Origin of the sequence: Nocardia canadensis (genome assembly GCF_032656385.1) — a bacterium.
Taxonomy (GTDB): domain Bacteria; phylum Actinomycetota; class Actinomycetes; order Mycobacteriales; family Mycobacteriaceae; genus Nocardia; species Nocardia canadensis.
This window is the reverse complement of record NZ_JAVCWB010000006.1, coordinates 36,387-56,848: the sequence shown is the minus strand read 5'-3', so window position 1 is coordinate 56,848 and position 20,462 is coordinate 36,387. Positions and strand designations below refer to the sequence as shown.

The following is a 20,462-nucleotide window of genomic DNA, read 5'->3' as shown; positions in this document are numbered from 1 at the left end:
TAGCCACCCACTGCCCGTACGCCGTAAATGAATGCATCACCCCTGTACAGCCTCGCTTTTCCGGCGGTAGCCACATATCCAGCACTTCCGGTCACACGTAGGCTCGTCGATGGTTGTTCCTCGAATACCGGGCCCTCAGATCGTTTCCGGGCGAACGCAATAACTCAGGTAGGGTTCCGTCCCACCGACGGTCGGAAATGATCCCAGGCGCACTTACAGACGTTGGAGGAGTTCACGTGTTGCATTCACGTTTCGAGTCGATCGGCGCATATCTTCCGTCGAATATCGTGTCCACCGCGGAATTGATTTCCCGTTTGAAAGTTCCGCCCTCGTTCGACCTGGAGCGGATCACCGGGATCAAGGAACGCCGGGTGCGCGACACCGCGCCCGACCGCATGCAGGACTCGTTCGCACTGGCGATGAACGCCGCGCAGGACTGTCTGACCAGGTCCCGCTACGCCCCGGGCGAATTGGACGTGATCATCTCCTGTTCGATCACCCGCAGCAACCAGGGCACCCGGATGTACATGGAGCCCTCGTTCGCCTCGACGATCGCGCAAGCGCTGGGCGCCGACTCCGCGATCACCTTCGACGTGTCCAACGCCTGCGCCGGAATGCTCACCGGCACCTACATTCTCGACCGGATGATCCGGGCCGGCGTGGTGCGCAACGGCATGGTCGTCAGCGGTGAGTCGATCACCCCGATCGCCGACACCGCCGTGAACGAGATCTCCGAGAAGTACGACCTGCAGTTCGCGTCGCTGTCGGTGGGCGACTCGGGGTGCGCGGTCGTGCTCGACCAGGCCGTCGACGAGGCCGACATGATCCACTACGTCGAATTGTTCACCGCGTCCGAGCATTCCCACCTGTGCCTGGGCATGCCCAGCGACAAGTCGGCCGGCGTCGCGCTCTACACCGACAACCGCAAGATGCACAACGAGGCCCGGTTCATGCTGTGGCCGGACGCGCAGGGCACCTACCTCGAGCAGCGCGGACGCACCTTCGCCGACGAGAAGTTCGACTACATCATCCATCACCAGTTCGGCGCGGCCGCCGTGCCGTACATCAACGGTGTCGCCGCCCGCGAGTTCGGCACCCCGATGCCGCCGGATCTGAACGTGATCGAGAAGTACGGAAACACCTCGACCACCTCGCATTTCATCGTGCTGCACGACCAGCTGTCCGAGCAGAGCATCGAGGCCGGGTCGAAACTCCTCATGGTTCCGGCCGCCTCCGGCGTCGTCGCCGGCTTCCTGTCCACCACCATCTCTTCGCTGAAGGTCTGAGGTTCGTCATGGGCGTGCGTATCCGAGCCACCGGCGCCAGCAAGGCCGCCGACACTCACAGCATCGTCGAGCACAGCGGGCGCGCCGCGCGGCAATGCCTGCAGCGCGCCGAGATCCGGCCCGACCAGGTGGGCGTGCTGATCAACACCGGCATCTTCCGTGACTCCAACACGGTGGAACCCGCGGTCTCCGCGCTGATCCAGAAGGCGGCGGGCATCGGCCTCGACTACACCAGAGACGATCCGCGGACCTTCTCCTTCGACCTGATGAACGGCGCCGTCGGCGTGCTCGACGCCGTCCGCGTCGCCGGGTCGGTGCTGGCGACCGGCAGCACCGAGCATGTGCTGATCGTCGCGGGCGACACCCATCCGTCGCTCACCCGCGGCACCGCCGACGCCGCGTTCCCCTACGCGACCGCCGGCGCCGCGCTGCTGCTCGAACAGGTCGAGGGGCCGGAGGGGTTCGGGCCCGTGCACTCCGCGCGCTCGACAGGCAGTCCCGCCGAGGTCGCCTACGTCGACACCGCGACCATGGGCACGACCGGCCGCAGCCTGATGACCGTGGAACGCGACCCCGATTTCGAGGACCGGATCCTGGCCGTCGCGGACCAAGCGGCCCGCGCCGCCCTCGCCACGGCCGAGATCGACCCGGCCGGGCTGGTCTTGATCGCCTCGACGCCGACTCCGCACTTCCCGAAGCGGCTCGCCGACGCGCTCGGCATCGACCAGGACGCGGTGCGCACCCCCGACCTGACCGACGGCGACCCGCACACCGCCGCGCTGCCGCTGGCCTACGACCGCGCGGTCGCCGAGCGCTCGCTGACCGGCCGCACCCACGTGCTGTTCGTCGCGGCGGGCGCCGGTCCGGCCGCGGCCGCCACCGTGTACCGACTACCCGCGGAGACCACCGCGTGAGGACGGCGACCTACTGGCGGACCATCGACGACTTCCGGCGCTTCGCGCAGGCGGAACCGGACCGGGCCGCGGTGATCTACCCCGACGGGCAGACCGCCGCGGGTCTGCCCGACTACCGGCGGATCACCTACCAGGAGCTGGACCAGTGGTCGGACGCGATCGCCGAGCAGCTCCTGCGGTCCGGCGTCGGCAGTGGGACCAGGACCATCGTGCTGGTGCTGCCCAGCGCGGAGCTGTACGCGATCCTGTTCGCGCTGTTGAAGATCGGCGCGGTGCCGGTGGTGATCGATCCAGGCATGGGCGTGCGCCGGATGGTGCACTGCCTGCGCGCGGTCGAGGCCGAGGCGTTCATCGGCATTCCGCCCGCGCACGCCCTGCGGGTGCTGTTCCCACGCAGCTTCCGTCGCGTGCGCACCACGCTGACGGTGGGACGCCGCTGGTTCTGGGGCGGCCCGACGCTGCGGGCCTGGGGCCGCAGACCCTCGGGCGCCTTGCCCGAGCGGGTGCCCGCCGCACCCGAGGACGTGCTGATCATCGGATTCACCACCGGCAGTACGGGTCCGGCCAAGGCGGTGGAGCTGACGCACGGCAATCTGGCCGCGATGGTCGAGCAGGTGCACGCCGCCCGCGGGCACACCCCGCCGGAGACCTCGCTGATCACCCTGCCGCTGGTCGGTGTGCTCGATCTGCTGCTCGGCGCGCGCTGCGTGCTGCCGCCGCTGATCCCGAGCAAGGTCGGGTCGACCGATCCGGCGCACGTGGTGGACGCGATCGAACGTTTCGACGTCCGAACCATGTTCGCCTCCCCCGCCCTGCTCATTCCGCTGCTCGAACATCTGCGCGCGCATCCGGCCGAACTGAGCACCCTGTCGAGCGTGTTCTCCGGCGGTGCGCCGGTCCCGGACTGGTGCGTCGCGGGGCTGCGTGAGGTGCTGAGCCCCGACGCCGAGATCTACGCGGGCTACGGCTCGACCGAGGCACTGCCGATGTCGACCATCGAATCCAGGGAACTGCTCGATGGTCTGGTCGAGCGCGCCCACCAGGGCGACGGCACCTGTATCGGCCGCGCGGCCGATCGGGTCGAGGTGCGGCTGCTCGCGATCACCGACGACCCGGTGCCGAACTGGGACGCGGCGGCGTCGCCCGCGGGGGCGCGCGCGGTGGGCGAGATCGTCGTGACCGGCCCGAATGTCAGCACCCGCTACTACTGGCCCGCGGCGGCCAACGCGGCGGGCAAGATCGCCGACGGTGATCGCACCTGGCATCGCACCGGCGACCTGGGCTGGATCGACGAGCAGGGCCGGATCTGGTTCTGCGGACGCAAGAGTCAGCGCGTCGAGACCGCGCGGGGACCGATGTTCACCGTGCAGGTCGAGCAGGTCTTCAACGTGGTGCCCGGCGTCGCGCGGACCGCGCTCGTCGGCCTCGGCACGCGGGGGGTTCAGCGGCCGGTGCTGTGCGTGGAGCTCGAACCGGGCGCCGATCCGGCGGCGACGCTGACCCGATTGCGCACCCGCGCCGTCGAATTCGAGGTCACCGCGCCGGTCACCGAATTCCTCGTCCATCCCCGCTTCCCGGTCGACATCCGGCACAACGCGAAGATCGGCCGCGAGGAGCTCGCGCGGTGGGCGGCGAAGAAACTGGAGGCACGACGATGAAGGTTCTGGTCACCGGCGCGTCCGGCTTCCTCGGCGGCGCGCTCGTGCGCGCGCTGGTCGCCGACGGCGTCCACGACGTGTCGATCCTGGTGCGGCCCACCAGCGTGCTCGACGACCTCGGGTCCGCGCGGGACCGGGTCGCCGTCGTCTACGGCGACCTCGCCGATCCGGCGTCGCTGGCGGCCGCCACCTCAGGCATGGACGTCGTGGTGCACAGCGCGGCCAGAGTCGACGAACGCGGCACCAGGGCCCGCTTCTGGGCGGAGAACGTGGCCGCCACCGAGACACTGCTCGACGCGGCCCGCGACAGCGGCGCGTCCCGATTCGTCTTCGTGTCGAGTCCGAGCGCGCTCATGGACCGGGACGGCGGCGATCAGGTCGACGTCGACGAATCACTGCCCTATCCACACCGCTACCTGAACTTCTACTCCGAGACCAAGGCCGCCGCCGAGCGGACCGTGCTCGCCGCGAACACCGACACCTTCACCACCGTCGCCCTGCGTCCACGGGCGATCTGGGGCGCGGGCGATCGTTCGGGGCCGATCGTGCGGCTGCTCGGCCGGACCGCGACCGGGTCGCTGCCCGATCTGTCCTACGGCCGCACGGTCGAAGCCTCGCTGTGTCACGTGGACAACATCGTGCACGCGTGCCGGCTCGCGCTCACGGCGCAATCCGTCGGCGGCAGGGCGTATTTCGTCGCCGACGCCGAGAAGACCGACGTGTGGGGGTTTCTCGGCGCGGTCGCCTCCCGGCTGGGCTACGCACCGCCGTCCCGCAGACCGAATCGCCGTGTTCTCACCGCCGTCGTGGCCGCCGTCGAGACCGTGTGGCGGATTCCCGCCGTGGCGCAGCGCTGGTCGCCGCCGCTGTCGCGCTACGCCGTCGCGCTGATGACGCGCAGCGCCACCTACGACACCGGCGCCGCCCGCCGCGATCTCGGCTACGCGCCGGTCACCGATCGCGATACCGGACTGACCGAATTCCTCACCTGGCTCGACGCCGCGGGCGGCATCGAGACCCTCACCAGGGACCTGCGGTAGTCACCGCACGACCGACGCACCGGAGGCAATCATGAACGGCAGCAGCACCTTCCGCCGCCCGATTTCGACGACCGAGCGCATGTACTTCCCCATGCGCGACCTCGCGCCGCCGTTTCTCATGCAGCTGGTCGTCCCCGGCGACGGCGATCTCGACCCTGACCGGCTGCGCCGCGCGGTCGCCGTGGCCGCCACGGTGACCCCCGGCGCACGATTGGTGCGTCGCGGCGCCGAGTGGGTCGACGCGGGCATCGCGCCCGCCGTCCGGGTGGTGCCGGGTCACGTGCTGCACGAGACCACGCTCGAGGCCGATCCGGTGCTCACCAGCCCGATCGGACCGACGCCGGAAACCACCGTCGAGGTGCTGCTGCTGACGGGCGCGCCGGTGACGCTGGTCTTCCGGGTCTTCCACGGCGTGATGGACGGCATGGGCATGGTGCTGTGGGTGACCAATGTCCTGCGCGCGCTGCGCGGGCAGGACCCGATCCCCCAGCTCGACCCGGTGGCCGATCAGGAGCTCGTGGACCGGGTCGGGGCGCCCGGCAAGCCCGCCACGATGGTGCCGCGCTATCGCAGCGCGACGGGCCGGGGCAGGCAGCGCCGTGGCGTCGCCCGGCATCTGTTGCGGCACCGGCGCATCGACGCGGCGGGCCCCGGTGCGCTGGCCCGGGTCTGCGCGCTGCTGGCCGCCGAGACACCGGGGACCTCGCGCATCATGATGCCGGTGGACCTGCGCAGGCACGACCCGGCGCTGCGCTCGACCGCCAATCTCGCCCTGCCGCTGTTCCTCGACATCGAGTCCGGACGCGACTGGACGTGGGTCAAGGAGCAGATCAAGACCGGTCTGCGCGAACGGCGCGAACTGAACCAGCTGGCGAACACCCGCATCACCCTGGTGCCCGACCCGGTCAATCGCGGTGTCCTGCACACGACGAACTGGCTCGGCGCCCGCTGGGGCCGGAATCTGGCCTCGGCCACCGTGTCCCACATGGGCCGCTTCACCGCCGACGAGCTGGCCGTGCCCGGTTTCCGGCCGACGGGGCTGTACGTGCTGCCCCAGCACAGCGTCGCGATGCCGCTGCTGTTCGGGCTCACCGAATTCGACGGCCACACCGATCTGACGGTGTCGGCGCGCAACGGCGACGGCGTCGAGGCCCGGCTCGAGGCGCTGCTCGACGGGATCGTGGCGATGCTCGAGACCGAACTGGCCGCGCGTCCCTCGGTGGACCGGCCGCTGTGACGGCGCTGGTTCGCCTGGTCATCGCCCGGCCGCGCGCGGTGCTGGCGGTGATCGTGGCGGTCGTCGGGTTGTGCGCGGCCTTCGGCGCCGATGTCACCCAGCGGCTCAGCGCGGGTGGGTTCGCCGATCAGGGCAGTGAGTCGGCGCTGGTCGATCGGGCGGTCACCGAGCATTTCGGACCGCAGAGTCCCGACGTGATCGCGCTCTACACCGTGCCCGCGGGCCGCACCGTCGACGAGATCGGCCCGCAGATCACCGCGGCGCTGGACCGGATCGATCCGGCCCTGCTCGCGCGACCGGCGCAGAGCTACTGGAACGCCGCCGCGCCGCTGCGGAACTTCCTGATCTCGCCGGATCGCCGGCAGGCCGTGGCGGCGGTGTTCACCGCCGGTGACGACACCGCGCGCATCGCCGCCTATCCCGCGATCGCCGACGCGCTGCGCGTGCCCGGCGTCGACACCCGGCTCTCCGGCTACAGCGCGCTCAATTCCGAGATCGTCGCGCGCTCGCAGCGCGATCTCGTGGTGGCGGAGTCGATTTCGCTGCCGCTGACACTGCTGATCCTGGTGCTGGTCTTCGGTGGACTGCTCGCCGGCGCGCTGCCCGTGCTGGTGGGGGCGCTCGCGGTAGCCGGGTCCCTGGGGGTGATCCGGCTGCTCACCGAGACCACGGAGGTCACCACCTTCGCGGTGAACATCGCCTCGCTGCTCGGCCTCGGTATGGCCATCGACTACGGCCTGTTCCTGGTCAACCGGTTTCGCGAGGAATACGCCGAGAGCCGGGACGTGCCAGCGGCCATCGCCCGCACCTACGCGACCGCCGGGCGCACCGTCGCCCTGTCGGCGCTGCTGCTGATGTGTGCGTTCGCGGGCACTTTCGTGTTCCCGCAGCCGGTGCTGCGATCGCTGGGCATCGGCTCCATCGCGGCGGTGGCCCTGGCCGCCGGACTCTCGTCGACCGTCCTGCCCGCCCTGCTGGCGCTGTTCGGCACCCGCATCGGACGAGCGAGGTCGACCACCCGCACCGAGCACTTCTGGACCAGGGTGGTCGACGCCGTGCTGCGCAGGCCCGGGGTCGTCACGGTCGTCGTCGGCGCGATCCTGCTCGCCCTGGCCGCACCGCTGACCGGCATCCGGCTCGGCGACATCGACCATCGCGCCCTGCCACCCGACAGCGAGATGCGCCGCACGGTCGAAGAACTCACCACGACCTTCCCGGCCGCCGCGAGTGGCGCGACCGTGCTGATCCACGGGCTCGACGGTCCACCGCAGACGGCCGCGATCACCGCGGTGCTCGCCGACGTCGACGCGATCGCGGGCGTGCGCGATGTGGTGCAGGTGGGGCGCGCCGACGATGTCGTCGTCCTGCACGCCTTCCTCACCGCCGCCGACCGCAGCGAGGACGCCACCGCCGCCGTCCAGGCCATCCGGGCACTGGCCCCACCGCCGGAAACGACGCTGGCCGTGGGCGGCGACACCGCCGCGACCGTGGACACGGTCGACTCGACGGTGCGGCGCATGCCGCTCATGATCGCGGTGATGGTGCTGGCCACCATGGTGCTGCTCACCGTCGCGTTCCGCTCGATCATGTTGCCGCTCAAGGCTGTCGCGATGGCGTTCCTCAGCCTGGCCGCCGCCTTCGGCGTGCTGACGATGATCTTCTACCACGGGTATCTCGCGGGTCCGCTCGGCATCACCGCCGGGCCGATCCCGGCGGGCATGCTGGTGCTGATCATCGCGGTCGTGTTCGGGTTGTCGACCGACTACGAGGTGTTCCTGCTCTCCCGCATGGCCGAGGCGCACCGCGCGGGCGCCGACACCACCACCGCCGTGCGGGTCGGCACGGTCAAGACCGCGCGCGTCATCACCGCCGCCGCCGTCCTGCTCGTCCTCGTCACCGGTGCGTTCGCCCTCTCCCCGTTGACTCCCATGCGCTTCCTCGGCCTCGGCATGATCATCGCCCTGGTCCTGGACGCCACGCTGGTCCGCATGCTGCTCGTCCCCGCCCTCGTACGGTTGATGGGAGAAGCCAACTGGTGGCTGCCCTGGCGGCCGCGGCTGGTCCGGATGCGCACCGGCAGGTCTCGGAGAGCACCATGGACCCGGCAGCCCGACTCCCGAACGAAGGACGACGCCGATGATCGTGACAACCCGCGAGAGGTGGCAGTCGGCCGGTGACCGGCTGCGGATCGGCGCGGAGGTAGTCCACGCCGAGGACGACGAGGCCGCACTGCGCGTTGCCGACGACCTGCCCGCGACGGCCCAGGTGCTGGCGTTGACCACGCCCGAGCTCGGCACGACCGTCGAGAGTGTGCCGGTCGACGCCGTCGAGGAGGTCCGGTGGATGCGACGCGGACCGGACGGACGCCACACCCAGGTGCTGCGGCAGCCGTCGACGGCGGCGACGCTGGACCTGCGACCGCATCCCGAAGGCGGCTGGTATCGCGAGACCTGGCGCAGCGAGCACACTTTCACGCCCGACGGTTACCCGGGCACGCGGGCCGCGGCGACCGGGATCCTGTTCCTGCTGCCGCCCGGCGAACAGTCGATCTGGCACGCGGTGCGTTCCGCCGAGGTGTGGCTGTGGCATCGGGGCGGGCCGCTCGAGCTCGATCTGGGTGGTGACGGCGATCGGCCGGGCACCGCGACGACGGTGACGCTGGGGCCGTTGATCGAAGCCGGTCAGCACGTGCAGTACGTGGTTCCGGCGGGCCACTGGCAGGCCGCGCGGCCCGCCGGCGGTGAGGAGGTCCTGGTGAGCTGTCTGGTCGCGCCGGGCTTCGACTTCGCGGACTTCCGCAGCTGAGGATCTACTCCGTCAGTAGTTGCGGGAGGTGGTCGAGGGTGTCGATGACGTGGATGCCGTCGCGGATCACGGTGCCGGAGCGAATGTTCGCGCGATCGAGCCAGCAGGAGCGCAGGCCCGCCTCGTGGGCGCCGACGGCATCGACGAGGTACTTGTCGCCGACGAACGCGACCTCGCGCGGTGCGAGCCCGAGCAGCGCGCAGCCGGCGAGGAAGATGCTGGGTTCCGGCTTCGCCGCACCGTGTTCCTCGCTGCACACCACCCGGTCACCGAAGAAGTCCAGCAGCCCGACGGCCGCGAGCTTGCGCCGCTGCTGGGGCACCGCGGCGTTCGAGACGATGCCGAGGCGGTACCTGGGCGCGAGGTGCCGCAAGACCGGCTCCGCGTCCGGGAACGCCGACCAGGCGGCCCGGCGACGCGGGGCGTATCCGGTGAACCAGGCGGCCGCCTCCGGGTCGGGCACCGCCGACGGCGCGACGCCGCGCAGACGGGAGACGAACGTGCGAGCGCGGGAGAGCTGCTGCTGGGCAAACGTGAGCTCACCGACGACGAAGCGGTGGTATTCGACCTCGGTGATCTCCCGCCACAGCGTCACCGCCGCCGCGGGATCGGCGAAACGGTCGAGCAGTCCGTCCGCCCGCAGCTGCGCGAGGAGACCGGCCGCTTCCGAGGACGAGTAGTCGAACAGGGTGTCGTCGACGTCGAAGAGCACACCTCGGATCGGCACGGACATCCCTTTCTCGGTTCCGACGCTGCCGGCGTCGCCTGCCCCGAGCATCGCACACGCCGATCGCGACGACAGTGCCGTCGCCGCGCCCGCGAGCCCGGCCGCCGCCGCACCGCCGTCCGCTAGGTGAAGGCGTAGTCGGTGAGAGCGAAATGACCGCTGCGCCAAGCGGCTTCGAGGGTGGAGGCGGGACGCAGGGGCACGTCGCCGTGTTTGTCGAAGTAATAGCTGTTGGCGGTGGCGCAGCTGTCCTGCCAGAACACCTGCCCGCCGCGGCGGGCGAGCATCTCCCGGAAGTAGCGGTCGTTGGCCTCCTCGGTGACCTCGATGCGCTCGGCATCGGTGCTGCGGGCGTGATGCAGACAGCGCAGGATGTGACGAGTCTGGTTCTCGATCAGGGTGAAGTAGGACGCGCCGTTGTAGCCGTAGGGACCGATGATGGAGAAGAAGTTCGGGAAGCCGGGGACGCTGACGCCCTCGTAGGCCTGCAAGCGGTTCTCGTCCCACCAGGTCTCCAGATCGCGGCCACCGACGCCGTGCAGGTCATAGGTCGGCATGTTGCCCGACTCCATCACCTTGAACCCGGTGGCCAGGATCAGCACGTCGGCGCGGTGTTCGGCGCCCGCCTCGGTGCGCACACCGGTGGGCGTGATCGCGCTGATCGCCGTGGTCTCCAGGGTCACGTTCGACCGGTTGAAGGTCGACAGATAGTCGTTGGAGAAGCTGGGCCGCTTGCAGCCGAGCGCGTACTTCGGGGTCAGTGCCTCGCGGACCGCCGGGTCCTTCACCTGGCGGCGCAGATGGGCAAGCCCCGCGCGTTCCCCGATCGCGGCGGTCGGCAGGGACCGGTGGTAGTGGGCGGCGAGGGGAAAGGTGAATTCGACATAGGTCTGACTCACCAACCGCGTCAGGGTGCGTCCGCCCGGCACTTTCAGCGCCAAGCGCGCGGGCAGCGGCAGCGGCATGTCGGGTCGGGGCAGGCACCAGATCGGCGTGCGCTGGAACACCGTCAGCTGCGCGACCTCCGGCGCGATCTCGGGAATCACCTGTACGGCCGAGGCGCCGGTGCCGATGATCGCGACCCGCTTGCCACGCAGATCCTGGCGGTGATCCCAGCGCGAGGTGTGCATGGTGATACCGGCGAAGTCCTCGATGCCGGGGATGTCGGGCAGTTTGGGCCGGGTGAGCACGCCGGTCGCGCTGATCACGAACCGCGCCGTCAGATCGGCGCCGTCGGCGGTGTGCAGCACCCAGCGCCGACCCTTCTCGTCGAAGTCGGCCCCGGTGACGGTGGTGCCGAAGCGGATTCGGGGCCGCAGGTCGTATTTGTCCACGCACGACTCGGCGTAGGCCTTGAGTTCGCGGCCCGGCGCGTAGACCCGCGACCAGTCGGTGCGCTGCTCGAACGAGAACTGGTAGCTGAACGACGGGATATCCACGGCGACACCGGGATAGGTATTCCAATGCCAGGTTCCCCCGACGCCGTCGGCTTCGTCGACGATGAGGAAGTCCTCGAATCCGGCGTTGCGCAGTGCGATCGCGGCGCCGATCCCGGAGAATCCGGCGCCGACGATGACGATCTCGTGGTCGATCCCGGTGGTGCTCATGCGATCTCCTTCGTCTCGCCGGCGAATTCGGGCGAGTAGTGGGTGCGGCCGCGACGGGCGAGCGTGCGGACCACGTGTCCGGCGTCCTCGGCGTAGACGATGGTGTCGACCCGGTGCTCGATCCCGTCGACCGTGCGCAGGCCCAGCGGGACCAGGCGCGCGATCGGCCAGGTCACCAGGGAGCAGTGTGGTTGCCGCAGTGTGCGGTAGTAGCCGTTGTGCACGGCGACCCCGGCGTCCTCGTCCGGGGTGAGCCGGTGCCGCAGCCACGAATCCCGCACCTGGACACGCAGATTGATCCGCGCACCCAGGCGGACCACCGGCTCGGGCAGCCGGCGCAGGATCGCGCCGGGCAGCGGTGCGCGCGGCACGATCCACACCGCGTCGGTCTGGAACACCGTCACCCGCACGGCCTCGGCGGCGATGCCGGGCAGCAGGCGCGCGGCCGCGGCCCCGCTGCCGACGATCGCCACCCGCCTGCCGCTGAACTCGTGGCGCGGGACGAAGCTCGTGTGATGGAGCTGGCGGCCGGTGAAGGTCTCGGCGAAACGAAGCGCGGTCATTTCGCCACCGGTTCGTAGGTGAGCTCGTCGGACCAGGACGGCCTGCGGCCCAGCACCCGGATCGGGAACCGGTCGATACAGGCGTTGGACACATCCGCCAGCAGCTGGAACGGCTGTCGCCGGTGAATCGTGGCCTTCCCGTGGGTCTTCACCACGTGATAGAGCGGCACCCGGCGGATGGCGGGGCTGCGTTCGCCGACGTTCTCGTAGCGGCGCACCGCCTGCCACAGCTTCTCCTCGTCGAGGCCCAGGGCGATGATGTTGGTCGACATCCGCGACAGCAGCGGCGCGTACAGCAGCGCGCCGAGCACGAACGACGGACGCACCGCGAAACCGGCCGTCTCGATGGCGATCCGGCGGATGGGCCCGGCGCCGAGCTGTTCGAGCACCTGGAAACCGACGGCCAGGTGCCGGGACTCGTCGTTGTTGATGTGGCGGAAGACCTCGTGGCACACCGGGTCGTCGACCTCGTCCAGCAGGAATTTCACCAGCGCGCCGTCCAGCGCCGTCTCCAGCGAGGGGATGACGGTGCCGAGCACCGGCAGGCTCAGCTGATCGGCGTAGCGGTCGAGCCAGCTGATCACGAGGCGGATGTTCTTGTTGGGCACCGGCATCTCGTCGCCGTCGAGCATTCCCCACCGGCGCATCAGCGCGAGTTCGGCGTTGGCGTGCTTCTGTTCCTCGGCGTGGAAGTAGCGGTAGATCTCGCGCAGCGGGCCCGGCGGCGCCTGGTGCACGAGGGCGGCGAAACCGCGCGCGCCGACGTGTTCGATCCACACCAGATCGGCCATGAAGGTGGCCAGCCGGGGGCGTTGCTCGTCGGTGATTGTGTCGGCACCCGGTGCGTCCCAGTCGATGTCGGCCAGCGCCCACTGCTTGGCGCGCACGGTGGCGAGCATATCGGGATAGGCGAACGTCATTGTTCGATCTCCTTCGGTGATGGATCAGCGCACGACCCGCTCCAGCAGGCCGGCCGAACGGGTGTAGGTCGCCGGCATCCAGCGTTTGGCCTGCCAGAGCACCTTGGCCTCGAGCTGCGGCACCACGTAGAGCTCGCCGTGGTCGACGGCATCGAGGGTGGCGCGCGCGATGGTCGCCGGTGCGCGACCGGTCCACCGCAGCAGCAGACCGCCCAGGCGCTCGGCGGTCTCGTCCATCGGCGAATCGGCCTGCATGATGTTGGTTTTCACGCCGGTCGGGCACAACACCGTCACGCCAACGCCGGTGCCTGCCAGCTCCGCCGACAGGGTCTCCGACAGCGCGAGCACGCCCGCCTTGCTGACGTTGTAGGCGGCCATCCGGGGCGCCGCGCCGAACGCGGCCGCCGAGGCGACATTGACGATCGCCCCGCGCCCCGCCGCCCGCAGGATCGGCGCGAAGACATGACAGCCGTGAATCACACCCCACAGGTTGACGCCGAGGGTGCGCTGCCAATCGTCGAGGGCGAATTCCCCGATCACCGGTCCGCCCGCGCCGATACCCGCGTTGTTGATCACGACCGTCGGCGCGTCGCCGAACCAGTCCTGGGCGGTGGCGGCGAGCCGGGTGACCTCGGCGATCGCGGTGACGTCGCAGGCGGTGCCGATCGCCTTCCCGCCCGCGGCCTCGACGAGTCCCGCGGTCTCGGCCGCGCGGTCGGGATCGAGGTCGGAGCACACGACGCGGCCACCGCGCCTGCCCAGCTCCACCGCGAAGGCCCGCCCGATGCCGCTGCCCGCGCCGGTCACCACGGCATCGGCGCTCGTGGTCCGGCGGCGTCCGCCGAAGGGAAACAGTCGCATGGCAACTCCCGGGTCGACCCGGTACGACTCGAATTGGTGGCATCTGCCACCATTGGCCGCACCTGACACCAATTAGGCTCGCGGCGGGGTAGTTTGTCAACCATGGATGTGCGCGCACCGGCACGAACCTGGGGCGGACTGACCGCCGACCAGCGCAGGGCGCAACGACGCGCCGGCCTGGTCGACGCCGCCCTGACCATCTGGCTGGAGCACGGCTGGGCCGCGGTGACCATGCGGGGCGTCTGCCAGCGGACCTCGCTCAACGACCGCTACTTCTACGAACACTTCGCCGACCGCGACGAGCTGCTGGCGGCGGTGTGGGACGAGGTGTGTGCCGAGGTCTTCGCCGATCTGGCCTGCGTGCTCGCCGAGAGCGCGGATCGCACGCCACTCGAGGTCATGCGCGCGGCGATCACCCGCGCGGTCGAGCTCCAGGCCGACCCGCGCGGGCGCGCCCGCATCCTGCTCGCCGATCACGCGGGCAGCGCCGTGCTCGAGCAGCGCCGCAAGACCATGCTCACCGACGCCACCGACCTGCTCATCGCCGCCGCCTGGCCCTACCTGCGCGCCGGCGTCGACGAGACCGACATCCGGATGAGCACCCTGACCGGCATCGGCGGCTTCATCGAACTGCTGTCGGCTTGGCGCACCGGCGTCCTCGACGTCGACGCCGACCGCATCATCGACCACACCAGTGCCATCGCCGCCCAGCTCGCGACGATGTTCCTACCCCCGGAGATCATCGGCGACCGATAGCCCGTCGCGGAAGGGCTTCGCCGAGCGGGATCGGTGGGGTGGGCGAACTCGGTGGGCTCGCGCTCGACTACGACCGGGTGTGCTGACCGCTCGGCAAGGCGGCGACACCGAGGTCGCGCAGGGCGTCGGCCAGGAACTCGTCGACGGCGTCGGTGCGTTCGAGCTGCACCAGGTGGCCCGCGCCCGGGACCTTCACCACCGCGCGCAGATCCGGGACGTTCGCGCGCAGCACGGCCAGCGGGTCGCGGCCGCTGAAGCCCTCCATGTCGGGGTCGTTCTCGCCGTAGAGGAAGTAGGTGGGTACCGACACCCGCGCGTCCGCGAGGGCTTCGGTGAGCGCCCAGTTGCGGTCGAGATTGCGATACCAGTTCAGGCCACCGGTGAAGCCGGTACGTTCGAACTCCGTTGCCAGGGTGTCGAATTCGTTCTCGCTCAGCCACGGCCAGGGCAGGTCGGGGGCTTGCGGCAGGACATCGAGGTAGCCCAGGCCCGGCGGGTTCTTCCAGGTGTCGAGGTAGTGGTAGTCGCCGGAGAGAGAGTAGTAGACCCTGGCCAGGAATTCACGGGGTCGCGCGGCCAGTTCGGCGTCGGCCACGCCCGGCTCCTGGAAGTAGGCCAGGTGCAGGAAGTGCCGCTGGGCAGCCTTGGTCCAGTACTCCGAAGGGGCGCGCGGCGGGCGCGGGGAGAACGGATTGTTCAGCACGACAACGGCATCCACGCGTTCGGGGGCGCGCAACGCCAGTTCCCACACGAGCTGGGCACCGAAGTCGAGGCCGACGAACACCGCCTTCGCCGCGCCGATGTCGTCGAGCAGCGCCAGCAGATCACCGATCACCGCCTCGTTGGTGTATGCCGCGACGTCGGCGGGGACGTCGGTGCGGCCGTAGCCGCGCAGGTCCGGGGCGATGGCCCGGAAACCCGCGCCGGCCACGGCCGCGAGCTGGCGGTGCCACACGAAACCGGTGTGCGGGAAGCCGTGGCAGAAGACGACCGGATACCCCTGCCCCTGCTCGGTGACGTGCATCCGGATGCCGCCGGTGTCCAGGAATCGATGGGTCAGCTCCACTACCGTCTCCGTTTCTAGAACGTGTTCCTATTTTGACGGTAGTGTCTGGAGGCCATGAGCGGAACACCCAAGATTCTCGCCGGCCGGGTCGCGGTGGTGACCGGCGCCAGCCGTGGCATCGGCAAGGGCATCGCCCAGGAACTCGGCGCGGCCGGGGCCACCGTGTACGTCACCGGCCGCACCACCACAGCGGGCCGACTGCCGGGGACCGTGCACGCGACCGCCGAGGAGGTCACCGCGCTGGGCGGTCACGGCGTGGCGGTCGTGTGTGACCACGCCGACGACACCGCCGTCGAGAAGCTGTTCGCGCAGGTCCGCGACGAGCAGGGCCGCCTCGATGTGCTGGTGAACAACGTCTACAACTCCCCCGCGGCGGCGCGCTGGCTCGGGCGCAAGTTCTGGGACGTCCCACCGAAGGCCTGGGACGAGACCTTCGACATCGGCGTCCGCTCGCACTACGTGGCCAGCGTGTTCGCCGCGCCGCTGCTGATCGAGTCGGCCGGGCTGATCGTCAACGTCTCCTCCCCCGGCTCCCAGCGCTACATGCACAATGCCGTCTACGGCGTCGCCAAGACCGCACTGGACCGGCTCACCGCCGACCTGGCCCACGACCTGCTCGGCACCGGCGCGACCGCGGTCTCGATCTGGCCCGGCATCGTGGATACCGAACTGCTACAGATGGTTCCGGCCGACGAGAACGGGCGCCGCGAGGTGACCCTGCCCGGCGAGGGCACCTTCGATCTCAATGCCGCCGAAACGCCGCGGTTCCCCGGCCGCGCGGTCGTGGCACTGGCCGCCGACCCCGATCGATCGACCCGCGGCGGCGGGGCCTGGAAGGTCGCCGACCTCGCCGTCGACTACGGATTCACCGACGTCGACGGCCGAATTCCACGCGCCGATTGATCGCGGAGTTCACCCCTGGATTTAGGTGAGACAGTGCGTTACATTCAAATCAGGGAGAGTCGGCTCGACGACGATCCCTGTGACGATGGAGAGAAACAATGACGTTCTCGAAGACCGCTGCCGCCGATCCGGACTACACCGACGCCCTGCTCACCCTGTCGGAGGGCTCGGTACACCGCAGGTTCGATCCCTTCCTCGATATCGACTGGGACGCACCGGAATTCGCCATCGATCGGGACGACCCGCGCTGGGTTCTCTCGGCCGAACTCGATCCGCTGGGCGCCACCGCGTGGTATCAATCGCTGCCGCTCGAGCGCCGCATCGAGATCGGCCGCTGGCGGCAGGCCAATGCCGCCAAGGTCGGGCTGGCCTTCGAGTCCATCCTCATCCGCGGGATGATGCAGTACGCGATGGCCCTGCCCAACGGGTCGCCCGAGTTCCGGTACTGCCTCCACGAGATGACCGAGGAGTGCAACCACATCCAGATGTTCCAGGAGCTGGTGAACCGCATCGGTGACGACGTGCCGGGCATGCGGCCGCTGTTCCGGGTCGCCTCGCCGTTCATCGGCGTCGCGGGCGGCTACTTCTGGGCCATCCTGTTCATCGGCATCCTCGGTGGCGAGGAGCCGATCGACCACTATCAGAAGGCCCTGATCCGGTCCGGCACCGCGACCCAGCCGACGCTGCTGCGGATCATGGAGATCCACATCGCCGAGGAAGCGCGCCACATCTCCTTCGCCAACGAGTTCCTGCGCAACCACCTCGCGCGGATGAACCCGGTGAGCACCGCGGTCTGCGCCGTGGCGTTCCCGATCGCCATGCGCTGGCTCGCCGACGAACTGGTCAAGCCGTCGAAGTCGTTCGCCACCAAGTTCGACATTCCCGACGAGGTATTCGAGGACGCCTTCTGGCGCAGCCCGACCTCCCGCAAGATCCTCAGCGGGTTCTTCGGCGACATGCGCGCTCTGGCCGGCGAACTCGGTCTGCTGAACCCGGCGACCAGGCCGCTGTGGAAGCTGCTCAAGATCGACGGTGGTCAGGCCCGCTACCGCAGCGAGCCCGACCGCCGCACCGCTCAGGCGCGGTAGCCGTCGGCGCCCGCGCGGGACATGACGATCGTCGGCACCACCGCGCGGGCCGACAACCGCAGCAGCGAGTCGACCATCTCGACGATGTCGTTCACCGCCAGCATCCGCTCGGGCGGGATCCGGTCGTGGATCCAGGCGCTCATGTCGGTGTCGACATAGGCGGGCGCGATGGCGGTGGCGGTGACACCGTTGCCGGACTCCTCGGCGTTGAGCGTGGCCAGCAGCGAGATCATCGCCGCCTTGGCCGCGCCGTAGACCGCCAGGCCCGCCTCGGCGTACACGCCGGTGATCGAGGACAGCGCGATGACCTTGGCGCCGTGGTCCGGATCGGCGGCGGCCCCCGCCCGCAGCATCGGCAGCGCGCCCTGGATCAGTTGCAGCGGGGCGCGCAGATTCACCGCGATGGTCTTGTCGAACCGCTTCATCGAGGACTCGGCGAGCGTGCCCGCGGTACCGACACCGGCGTTGAGGATCAGCGCGGACAGGGTCGCGTACCGGTCGGCGTGCTCGGCGAGCAGGCGGGCGATCCCGTCCTCGTCGGCCATGTCGGCGGCGACGGCGACCACGTCGGGGGCGCCGAGAGCGCGCAGCTCGGTGGCGACAGCGGCGAGCCGGTCGGCGTCGCGGGCGGTGATCGTCAGCGAATAGCCCTGCCGAGCAAGCCGATTCGCGATGCCCAGGCCGATGCCACGGGAGGCTCCGCTGATCAGTGCGGACTTGGTCGCGGTCATTTCCGGTGTCCTTTCAATGCGCACAGGCCGGCGGCCATGAACTCCGGGGTGGCCTCCGCGGCACGCTCCGCGGCGGCTCCCGCGCCGGAGCCACGCAGCGCCCGGTGGGTGATGCCCTCCCCGATCACGCCGAGTTTGAAGTTGGCCAGCGCGAGGTAGAAGCCCCAGTCGCCGAGGTCACGGCCGGAGGCGTCGGCGTAGGACTGAGCGAGGGCGTCGGCGCTGGGCATGCGGTCGCTGGTCCATGCGGCCGACGAGCCGAGCACCAGGTCGAAGATCGGCGACCGGTACACGCACATCAGCGCGACATCGGTGAGCGGATCACCGAGGGTCGACATCTCCCAGTCGACCACGGCACGCACCCGGCTCGGATCGGCGGCGTCGAGGATGGTGTTGTCGATGCGGAAGTCGCCGTGCACGATCGAGGACGCCGACGTGCTCGGCACCGCCTCGGACAGGGCCGCGTGCAGCACCGCGACATCGGCGAGCTCCCGGGTCTTCACCCGATCCCATTGCGACGCCCACAGATTCACCTGCCGTTCGACGAAACCGGCCGGGCGGCCGAATGTGCCGAGCCCCACCGCCTCCGGGTCGACGGCGTGCAGCCGGGCCAGCACGTCGACCAGCTCGGTCGCGCTCGCGGCGACCTGGTCGTCGGTGAGTGCGGCGAGGTCGTCCTGGTCGCGGATCACCCGCCCGTCGACGTACTCGACCACGGTCATCGGCGCGCCGAGGGCGGATCCCCGCTCGTCGAAGGCGACCGTGCGCGCGACCGGCACCGCCGAGCCCTGCAACGCGGCGGTGACGGTGAACTCACGCGCCATGTCGTGCGCGGACGGGGTGAGCCCGGCGACGGGTGGGCGCCGCACCACCCAGGTGGACGCGTCGTCGGCGGCCTTGAACGTCAGATTGGAGCGACCGCCGCTGATCAGTTCCACGCGCAGTTCGCCGCGCACCTCGACGCCGCCGGCCCGCAAGAACCGCTCCAGCGCGGCGACGTCCATTCCGGGAAGGCTCATTCGGCGGCCCGATGCGCTCGTTCGGCCGCGCGCACCGCGCGCTTGGCGATGGCCCACCGGTGGACCTCGGAGGGACCGTCGTAGATCCGGAACGGCCGGACCTCGCGCGACAGGCGCGCCAGCGGCAGGTCCGCCGCGACGCCGAGGCCGCCGCACATCTGCATGCTGCGGTCGATGATCCGGAAGATCGCCTCGGCGGCGTAGGTCTTCGCGATGGAGGTCGCGTCGGCCGCGGACTCGCCGCGATCGAGTTCCCAGCAGGCACGGGTCAGCAGCGCGCGGGTGGCCGCGATGTCGATCTCGTTGTCGGCGATCATCTGCTGGATCATGCCGAGATCGCCCAGGCGCGAACCGAATCCGCGCCGCTGCGCCACCCGGTCCACCGCCACGTCGTGGCCGCGGCGCGCGGCGCCGAGCCAGCGCATCACATGGGTCATCCGGGCGGGGCCGAGCCGCACCTGGGCGTACTCGAAGCCGCGGTCGACCGCACCGAGCACCGCCGCATCGGGGACGAGCAGATCCTCGAAGAACACCTCGCAGTGGCCGCCGAGCATCGACCGGTCCAGGGTGTCGATATGCCTGCCGACCCGGATGCCGGGGGTGTCGGCGGGGGCGAGGAACATCGTCGCGCCGCCGCGATCGCCGGGTTCGCCCGAGGTGCGGGCCATGATGATGAACAAGCCCGCGCCGTCGGCACCGGTGATGAACCACTTGTGGCCGTTGATGCGCCAGCCGCCCTCGGCACGCACCGCCCGGGTGGCCAGGGCGGCGGGGTCCGAGCCGGCGCCGGGCGCCGGCTCGGTCATCGCGAAGGCCGAACGGATGTCGCCGCGCGCGAGCGGCGCCAGGAACCGCTGCTTCTGTTCCGGATCGGCGATGTGGGCGAGCATGTGCACATTGCCCTCGTCCGGGGCGGCGATGTTCAGCGCCGTCGGCCCGAACAGGGAGTACCCGGCTTCCTCGAAGATGGGGGCGCGATCCGACATCCCCAGGCCGTGCCCGCCGAATTCGATCGGCGCGTGCGGGGCGAACACGCCGGCCTCGCGCGCCTCGCGCTGCAACTCCACGCGCAGGGCATCGCCGCCCGCGGCGGTGATGTCGCCGTCATGGGTGTCGTCGAGCGGAAGCACCCGGTCACGAATGAAGGCGCGGGTGCGCTCGGCCAGCCGCTGTACCTCGGGCGGATGGGACAGGTCGATCGCCACGGGCTTCACTCCTCCACACACTTGCCGAACGTTCGCTCGGCACCGGACACCTACGACAGTGACATGACCCGATAAC

General features: G+C 70.3%; 19 protein-coding genes. 10 read left to right on the top strand and 9 right to left on the bottom strand.

Annotated features, from left to right (window positions below; translation table 11 throughout):
* Positions 1-236 precede the first annotated feature (236 nt).
* The 7 genes from Q7X29_RS12825 to Q7X29_RS12795 all read left to right on the top strand — a co-directional run bounded on the left by Q7X29_RS12825 (position 237) and on the right by Q7X29_RS12795 (position 8,940).
* On the top strand, positions 237-1,286 hold the full coding sequence (locus tag Q7X29_RS12825; protein ID WP_316574159.1) for a 3-oxoacyl-ACP synthase III family protein: 1,050 nt from the start codon (positions 237-239) through the stop codon (positions 1,284-1,286).
* An 8-nt stretch (positions 1,287-1,294) separates the two neighbouring features.
* Positions 1,295-2,200, top strand: a complete 906-nt coding sequence (locus Q7X29_RS12820) for a beta-ketoacyl-[acyl-carrier-protein] synthase family protein (protein WP_218717882.1) — start codon at positions 1,295-1,297, stop codon at positions 2,198-2,200.
* Positions 2,197-3,858 carry a fatty acid CoA ligase family protein gene (locus Q7X29_RS12815; RefSeq protein WP_316574158.1) on the top strand — a complete coding sequence of 554 codons (1,662 nt, stop codon included), beginning with the start codon at positions 2,197-2,199 and terminating at the stop codon, positions 3,856-3,858. Before Q7X29_RS12820 ends, Q7X29_RS12815 begins: the two co-directional genes overlap by 4 nt.
* Positions 3,855-4,898: an NAD-dependent epimerase/dehydratase family protein gene (locus Q7X29_RS12810; RefSeq protein ID WP_316574157.1), complete on the top strand. Its 1,044-nt coding sequence runs from the start codon at positions 3,855-3,857 to the stop codon at positions 4,896-4,898. The genes Q7X29_RS12815 and Q7X29_RS12810 overlap by 4 nt, the downstream gene beginning before the upstream one ends.
* A gap of 31 nt (positions 4,899-4,929) precedes the next feature.
* Positions 4,930-6,135, top strand: coding sequence for a peptide synthetase (locus tag Q7X29_RS12805; RefSeq protein WP_316574156.1), 1,206 nt, complete (start codon positions 4,930-4,932; stop codon positions 6,133-6,135).
* Entirely contained in the window at positions 6,132-8,312 is a 2,181-nt protein-coding gene (locus Q7X29_RS12800) for an MMPL family transporter (protein WP_316574155.1), read from the top strand. Before Q7X29_RS12805 ends, Q7X29_RS12800 begins: the two co-directional genes overlap by 4 nt.
* A 166-nt stretch (positions 8,313-8,478) precedes the next feature.
* Positions 8,479-8,940 carry a cupin domain-containing protein gene (locus Q7X29_RS12795; RefSeq protein ID WP_316574184.1) on the top strand — a complete coding sequence of 154 codons (462 nt, stop codon included), beginning with the start codon at positions 8,479-8,481 and terminating at the stop codon, positions 8,938-8,940.
* Between the two features lie 4 nt (positions 8,941-8,944).
* Here the strand turns inward: Q7X29_RS12795 and Q7X29_RS12790 are convergent, their stop codons facing one another.
* The 5 genes from Q7X29_RS12790 to Q7X29_RS12770 form a co-directional block, all read right to left on the bottom strand.
* Complete coding sequence (locus Q7X29_RS12790; RefSeq protein WP_316574154.1) at positions 8,945-9,673, bottom strand: HAD family hydrolase; 729 nt, start codon at positions 9,671-9,673, stop codon at positions 8,945-8,947.
* Between the two features lie 116 nt (positions 9,674-9,789).
* The gene (locus Q7X29_RS12785) at positions 9,790-11,274 is read right to left on the bottom strand and encodes a flavin-containing monooxygenase (RefSeq protein WP_218717888.1); all 1,485 of its coding nucleotides are present in this window, start codon (positions 11,272-11,274) and stop codon (positions 9,790-9,792) included.
* Complete coding sequence (locus Q7X29_RS12780) at positions 11,271-11,837, bottom strand: NAD(P)/FAD-dependent oxidoreductase (RefSeq protein WP_316574153.1); 567 nt, start codon at positions 11,835-11,837, stop codon at positions 11,271-11,273. The genes Q7X29_RS12785 and Q7X29_RS12780 overlap by 4 nt, the downstream gene beginning before the upstream one ends.
* Positions 11,834-12,757, bottom strand: coding sequence for a ferritin-like domain-containing protein (locus Q7X29_RS12775; RefSeq protein ID WP_316574152.1), 924 nt, complete (start codon positions 12,755-12,757; stop codon positions 11,834-11,836). The genes Q7X29_RS12780 and Q7X29_RS12775 overlap by 4 nt, the downstream gene beginning before the upstream one ends.
* Before the next feature lie 24 nt (positions 12,758-12,781).
* Entirely contained in the window at positions 12,782-13,618 is an 837-nt protein-coding gene (locus Q7X29_RS12770; RefSeq protein WP_218717891.1) for an SDR family NAD(P)-dependent oxidoreductase, read from the bottom strand.
* Between the two features lie 102 nt (positions 13,619-13,720).
* Here Q7X29_RS12770 and Q7X29_RS12765 point away from each other — a divergent pair, with 102 nt between their 5' ends.
* On the top strand, positions 13,721-14,374 hold the full coding sequence (locus tag Q7X29_RS12765) for a TetR/AcrR family transcriptional regulator (RefSeq protein WP_316574151.1): 654 nt from the start codon (positions 13,721-13,723) through the stop codon (positions 14,372-14,374).
* Positions 14,375-14,441: 67 nt separating this feature from the next.
* Here Q7X29_RS12765 and Q7X29_RS12760 read toward each other — a convergent pair whose 3' ends face one another.
* Complete coding sequence (locus Q7X29_RS12760; protein ID WP_308248446.1) at positions 14,442-15,440, bottom strand: alpha/beta fold hydrolase; 999 nt, start codon at positions 15,438-15,440, stop codon at positions 14,442-14,444.
* 54 nt (positions 15,441-15,494) lie between these two features.
* Here Q7X29_RS12760 and Q7X29_RS12755 point away from each other — a divergent pair, with 54 nt between their 5' ends.
* Positions 15,495-16,343, top strand: coding sequence for an SDR family NAD(P)-dependent oxidoreductase (locus Q7X29_RS12755; RefSeq protein WP_316574150.1), 849 nt, complete (start codon positions 15,495-15,497; stop codon positions 16,341-16,343).
* Positions 16,344-16,441: 98 nt separating this feature from the next.
* Positions 16,442-17,431 (top strand): AurF N-oxygenase family protein, encoded by a 990-nt coding sequence (locus Q7X29_RS12750; protein ID WP_316574149.1) that lies wholly within the window; start codon positions 16,442-16,444, stop codon positions 17,429-17,431.
* On the opposite strand, the gene Q7X29_RS12745 is transcribed toward Q7X29_RS12750, so the two are convergent.
* The 3 genes from Q7X29_RS12745 to Q7X29_RS12735 are packed head-to-tail and all read right to left on the bottom strand — an operon-like array spanning position 17,419 to position 20,386.
* Positions 17,419-18,162, bottom strand: coding sequence for an SDR family NAD(P)-dependent oxidoreductase (locus Q7X29_RS12745; protein WP_218717895.1), 744 nt, complete (start codon positions 18,160-18,162; stop codon positions 17,419-17,421). The two genes, Q7X29_RS12750 and Q7X29_RS12745, sit on opposite strands and share 13 nt — an antisense overlap.
* A complete protein-coding gene (locus tag Q7X29_RS12740) occupies positions 18,159-19,181 on the bottom strand; it encodes a phosphotransferase family protein (RefSeq protein ID WP_316574148.1) in 1,023 nt (340 codons plus the stop codon). The genes Q7X29_RS12745 and Q7X29_RS12740 overlap by 4 nt, the downstream gene beginning before the upstream one ends.
* Positions 19,178-20,386, bottom strand: coding sequence for an acyl-CoA dehydrogenase family protein (locus Q7X29_RS12735; RefSeq protein WP_218717897.1), 1,209 nt, complete (start codon positions 20,384-20,386; stop codon positions 19,178-19,180). Before Q7X29_RS12735 ends, Q7X29_RS12740 begins: the two co-directional genes overlap by 4 nt.
* Positions 20,387-20,462 lie beyond the last annotated feature (76 nt).

Bases quoted from the DNA above. Each gene is read 5' to 3' on its own strand.
- Q7X29_RS12745 (WP_218717895.1), bottom strand. From the start codon at position 18,162: ATGACCGCGACCAAGTCCGCACTGATCAGCGGAGCCTCCCGTGGCATC.
- Q7X29_RS12805 (WP_316574156.1), top strand. From the start codon at position 4,930: ATGAACGGCAGCAGCACCTTCCGCCGCCCGATTTCGACGACCGAGCGC.
- Q7X29_RS12780 (WP_316574153.1), bottom strand. From the start codon at position 11,837: ATGACCGCGCTTCGTTTCGCCGAGACCTTCACCGGCCGCCAGCTCCAT.
- Q7X29_RS12810 (WP_316574157.1), top strand. From the start codon at position 3,855: ATGAAGGTTCTGGTCACCGGCGCGTCCGGCTTCCTCGGCGGCGCGCTC.
- Q7X29_RS12790 (WP_316574154.1), bottom strand. From the start codon at position 9,673: ATGTCCGTGCCGATCCGAGGTGTGCTCTTCGACGTCGACGACACCCTG.
- Q7X29_RS12775 (WP_316574152.1), bottom strand. From the start codon at position 12,757: ATGACGTTCGCCTATCCCGATATGCTCGCCACCGTGCGCGCCAAGCAG.
- Q7X29_RS12750 (WP_316574149.1), top strand. From the start codon at position 16,442: ATGACGTTCTCGAAGACCGCTGCCGCCGATCCGGACTACACCGACGCC.
- Q7X29_RS12740 (WP_316574148.1), bottom strand. From the start codon at position 19,181: ATGAGCCTTCCCGGAATGGACGTCGCCGCGCTGGAGCGGTTCTTGCGG.
- Q7X29_RS12765 (WP_316574151.1), top strand. From the start codon at position 13,721: ATGGATGTGCGCGCACCGGCACGAACCTGGGGCGGACTGACCGCCGAC.
- Q7X29_RS12755 (WP_316574150.1), top strand. From the start codon at position 15,495: ATGAGCGGAACACCCAAGATTCTCGCCGGCCGGGTCGCGGTGGTGACC.
- Q7X29_RS12785 (WP_218717888.1), bottom strand. From the start codon at position 11,274: ATGAGCACCACCGGGATCGACCACGAGATCGTCATCGTCGGCGCCGGA.
- Q7X29_RS12820 (WP_218717882.1), top strand. From the start codon at position 1,295: ATGGGCGTGCGTATCCGAGCCACCGGCGCCAGCAAGGCCGCCGACACT.
- Q7X29_RS12795 (WP_316574184.1), top strand. From the start codon at position 8,479: ATGCGACGCGGACCGGACGGACGCCACACCCAGGTGCTGCGGCAGCCG.
- Q7X29_RS12770 (WP_218717891.1), bottom strand. From the start codon at position 13,618: ATGCGACTGTTTCCCTTCGGCGGACGCCGCCGGACCACGAGCGCCGAT.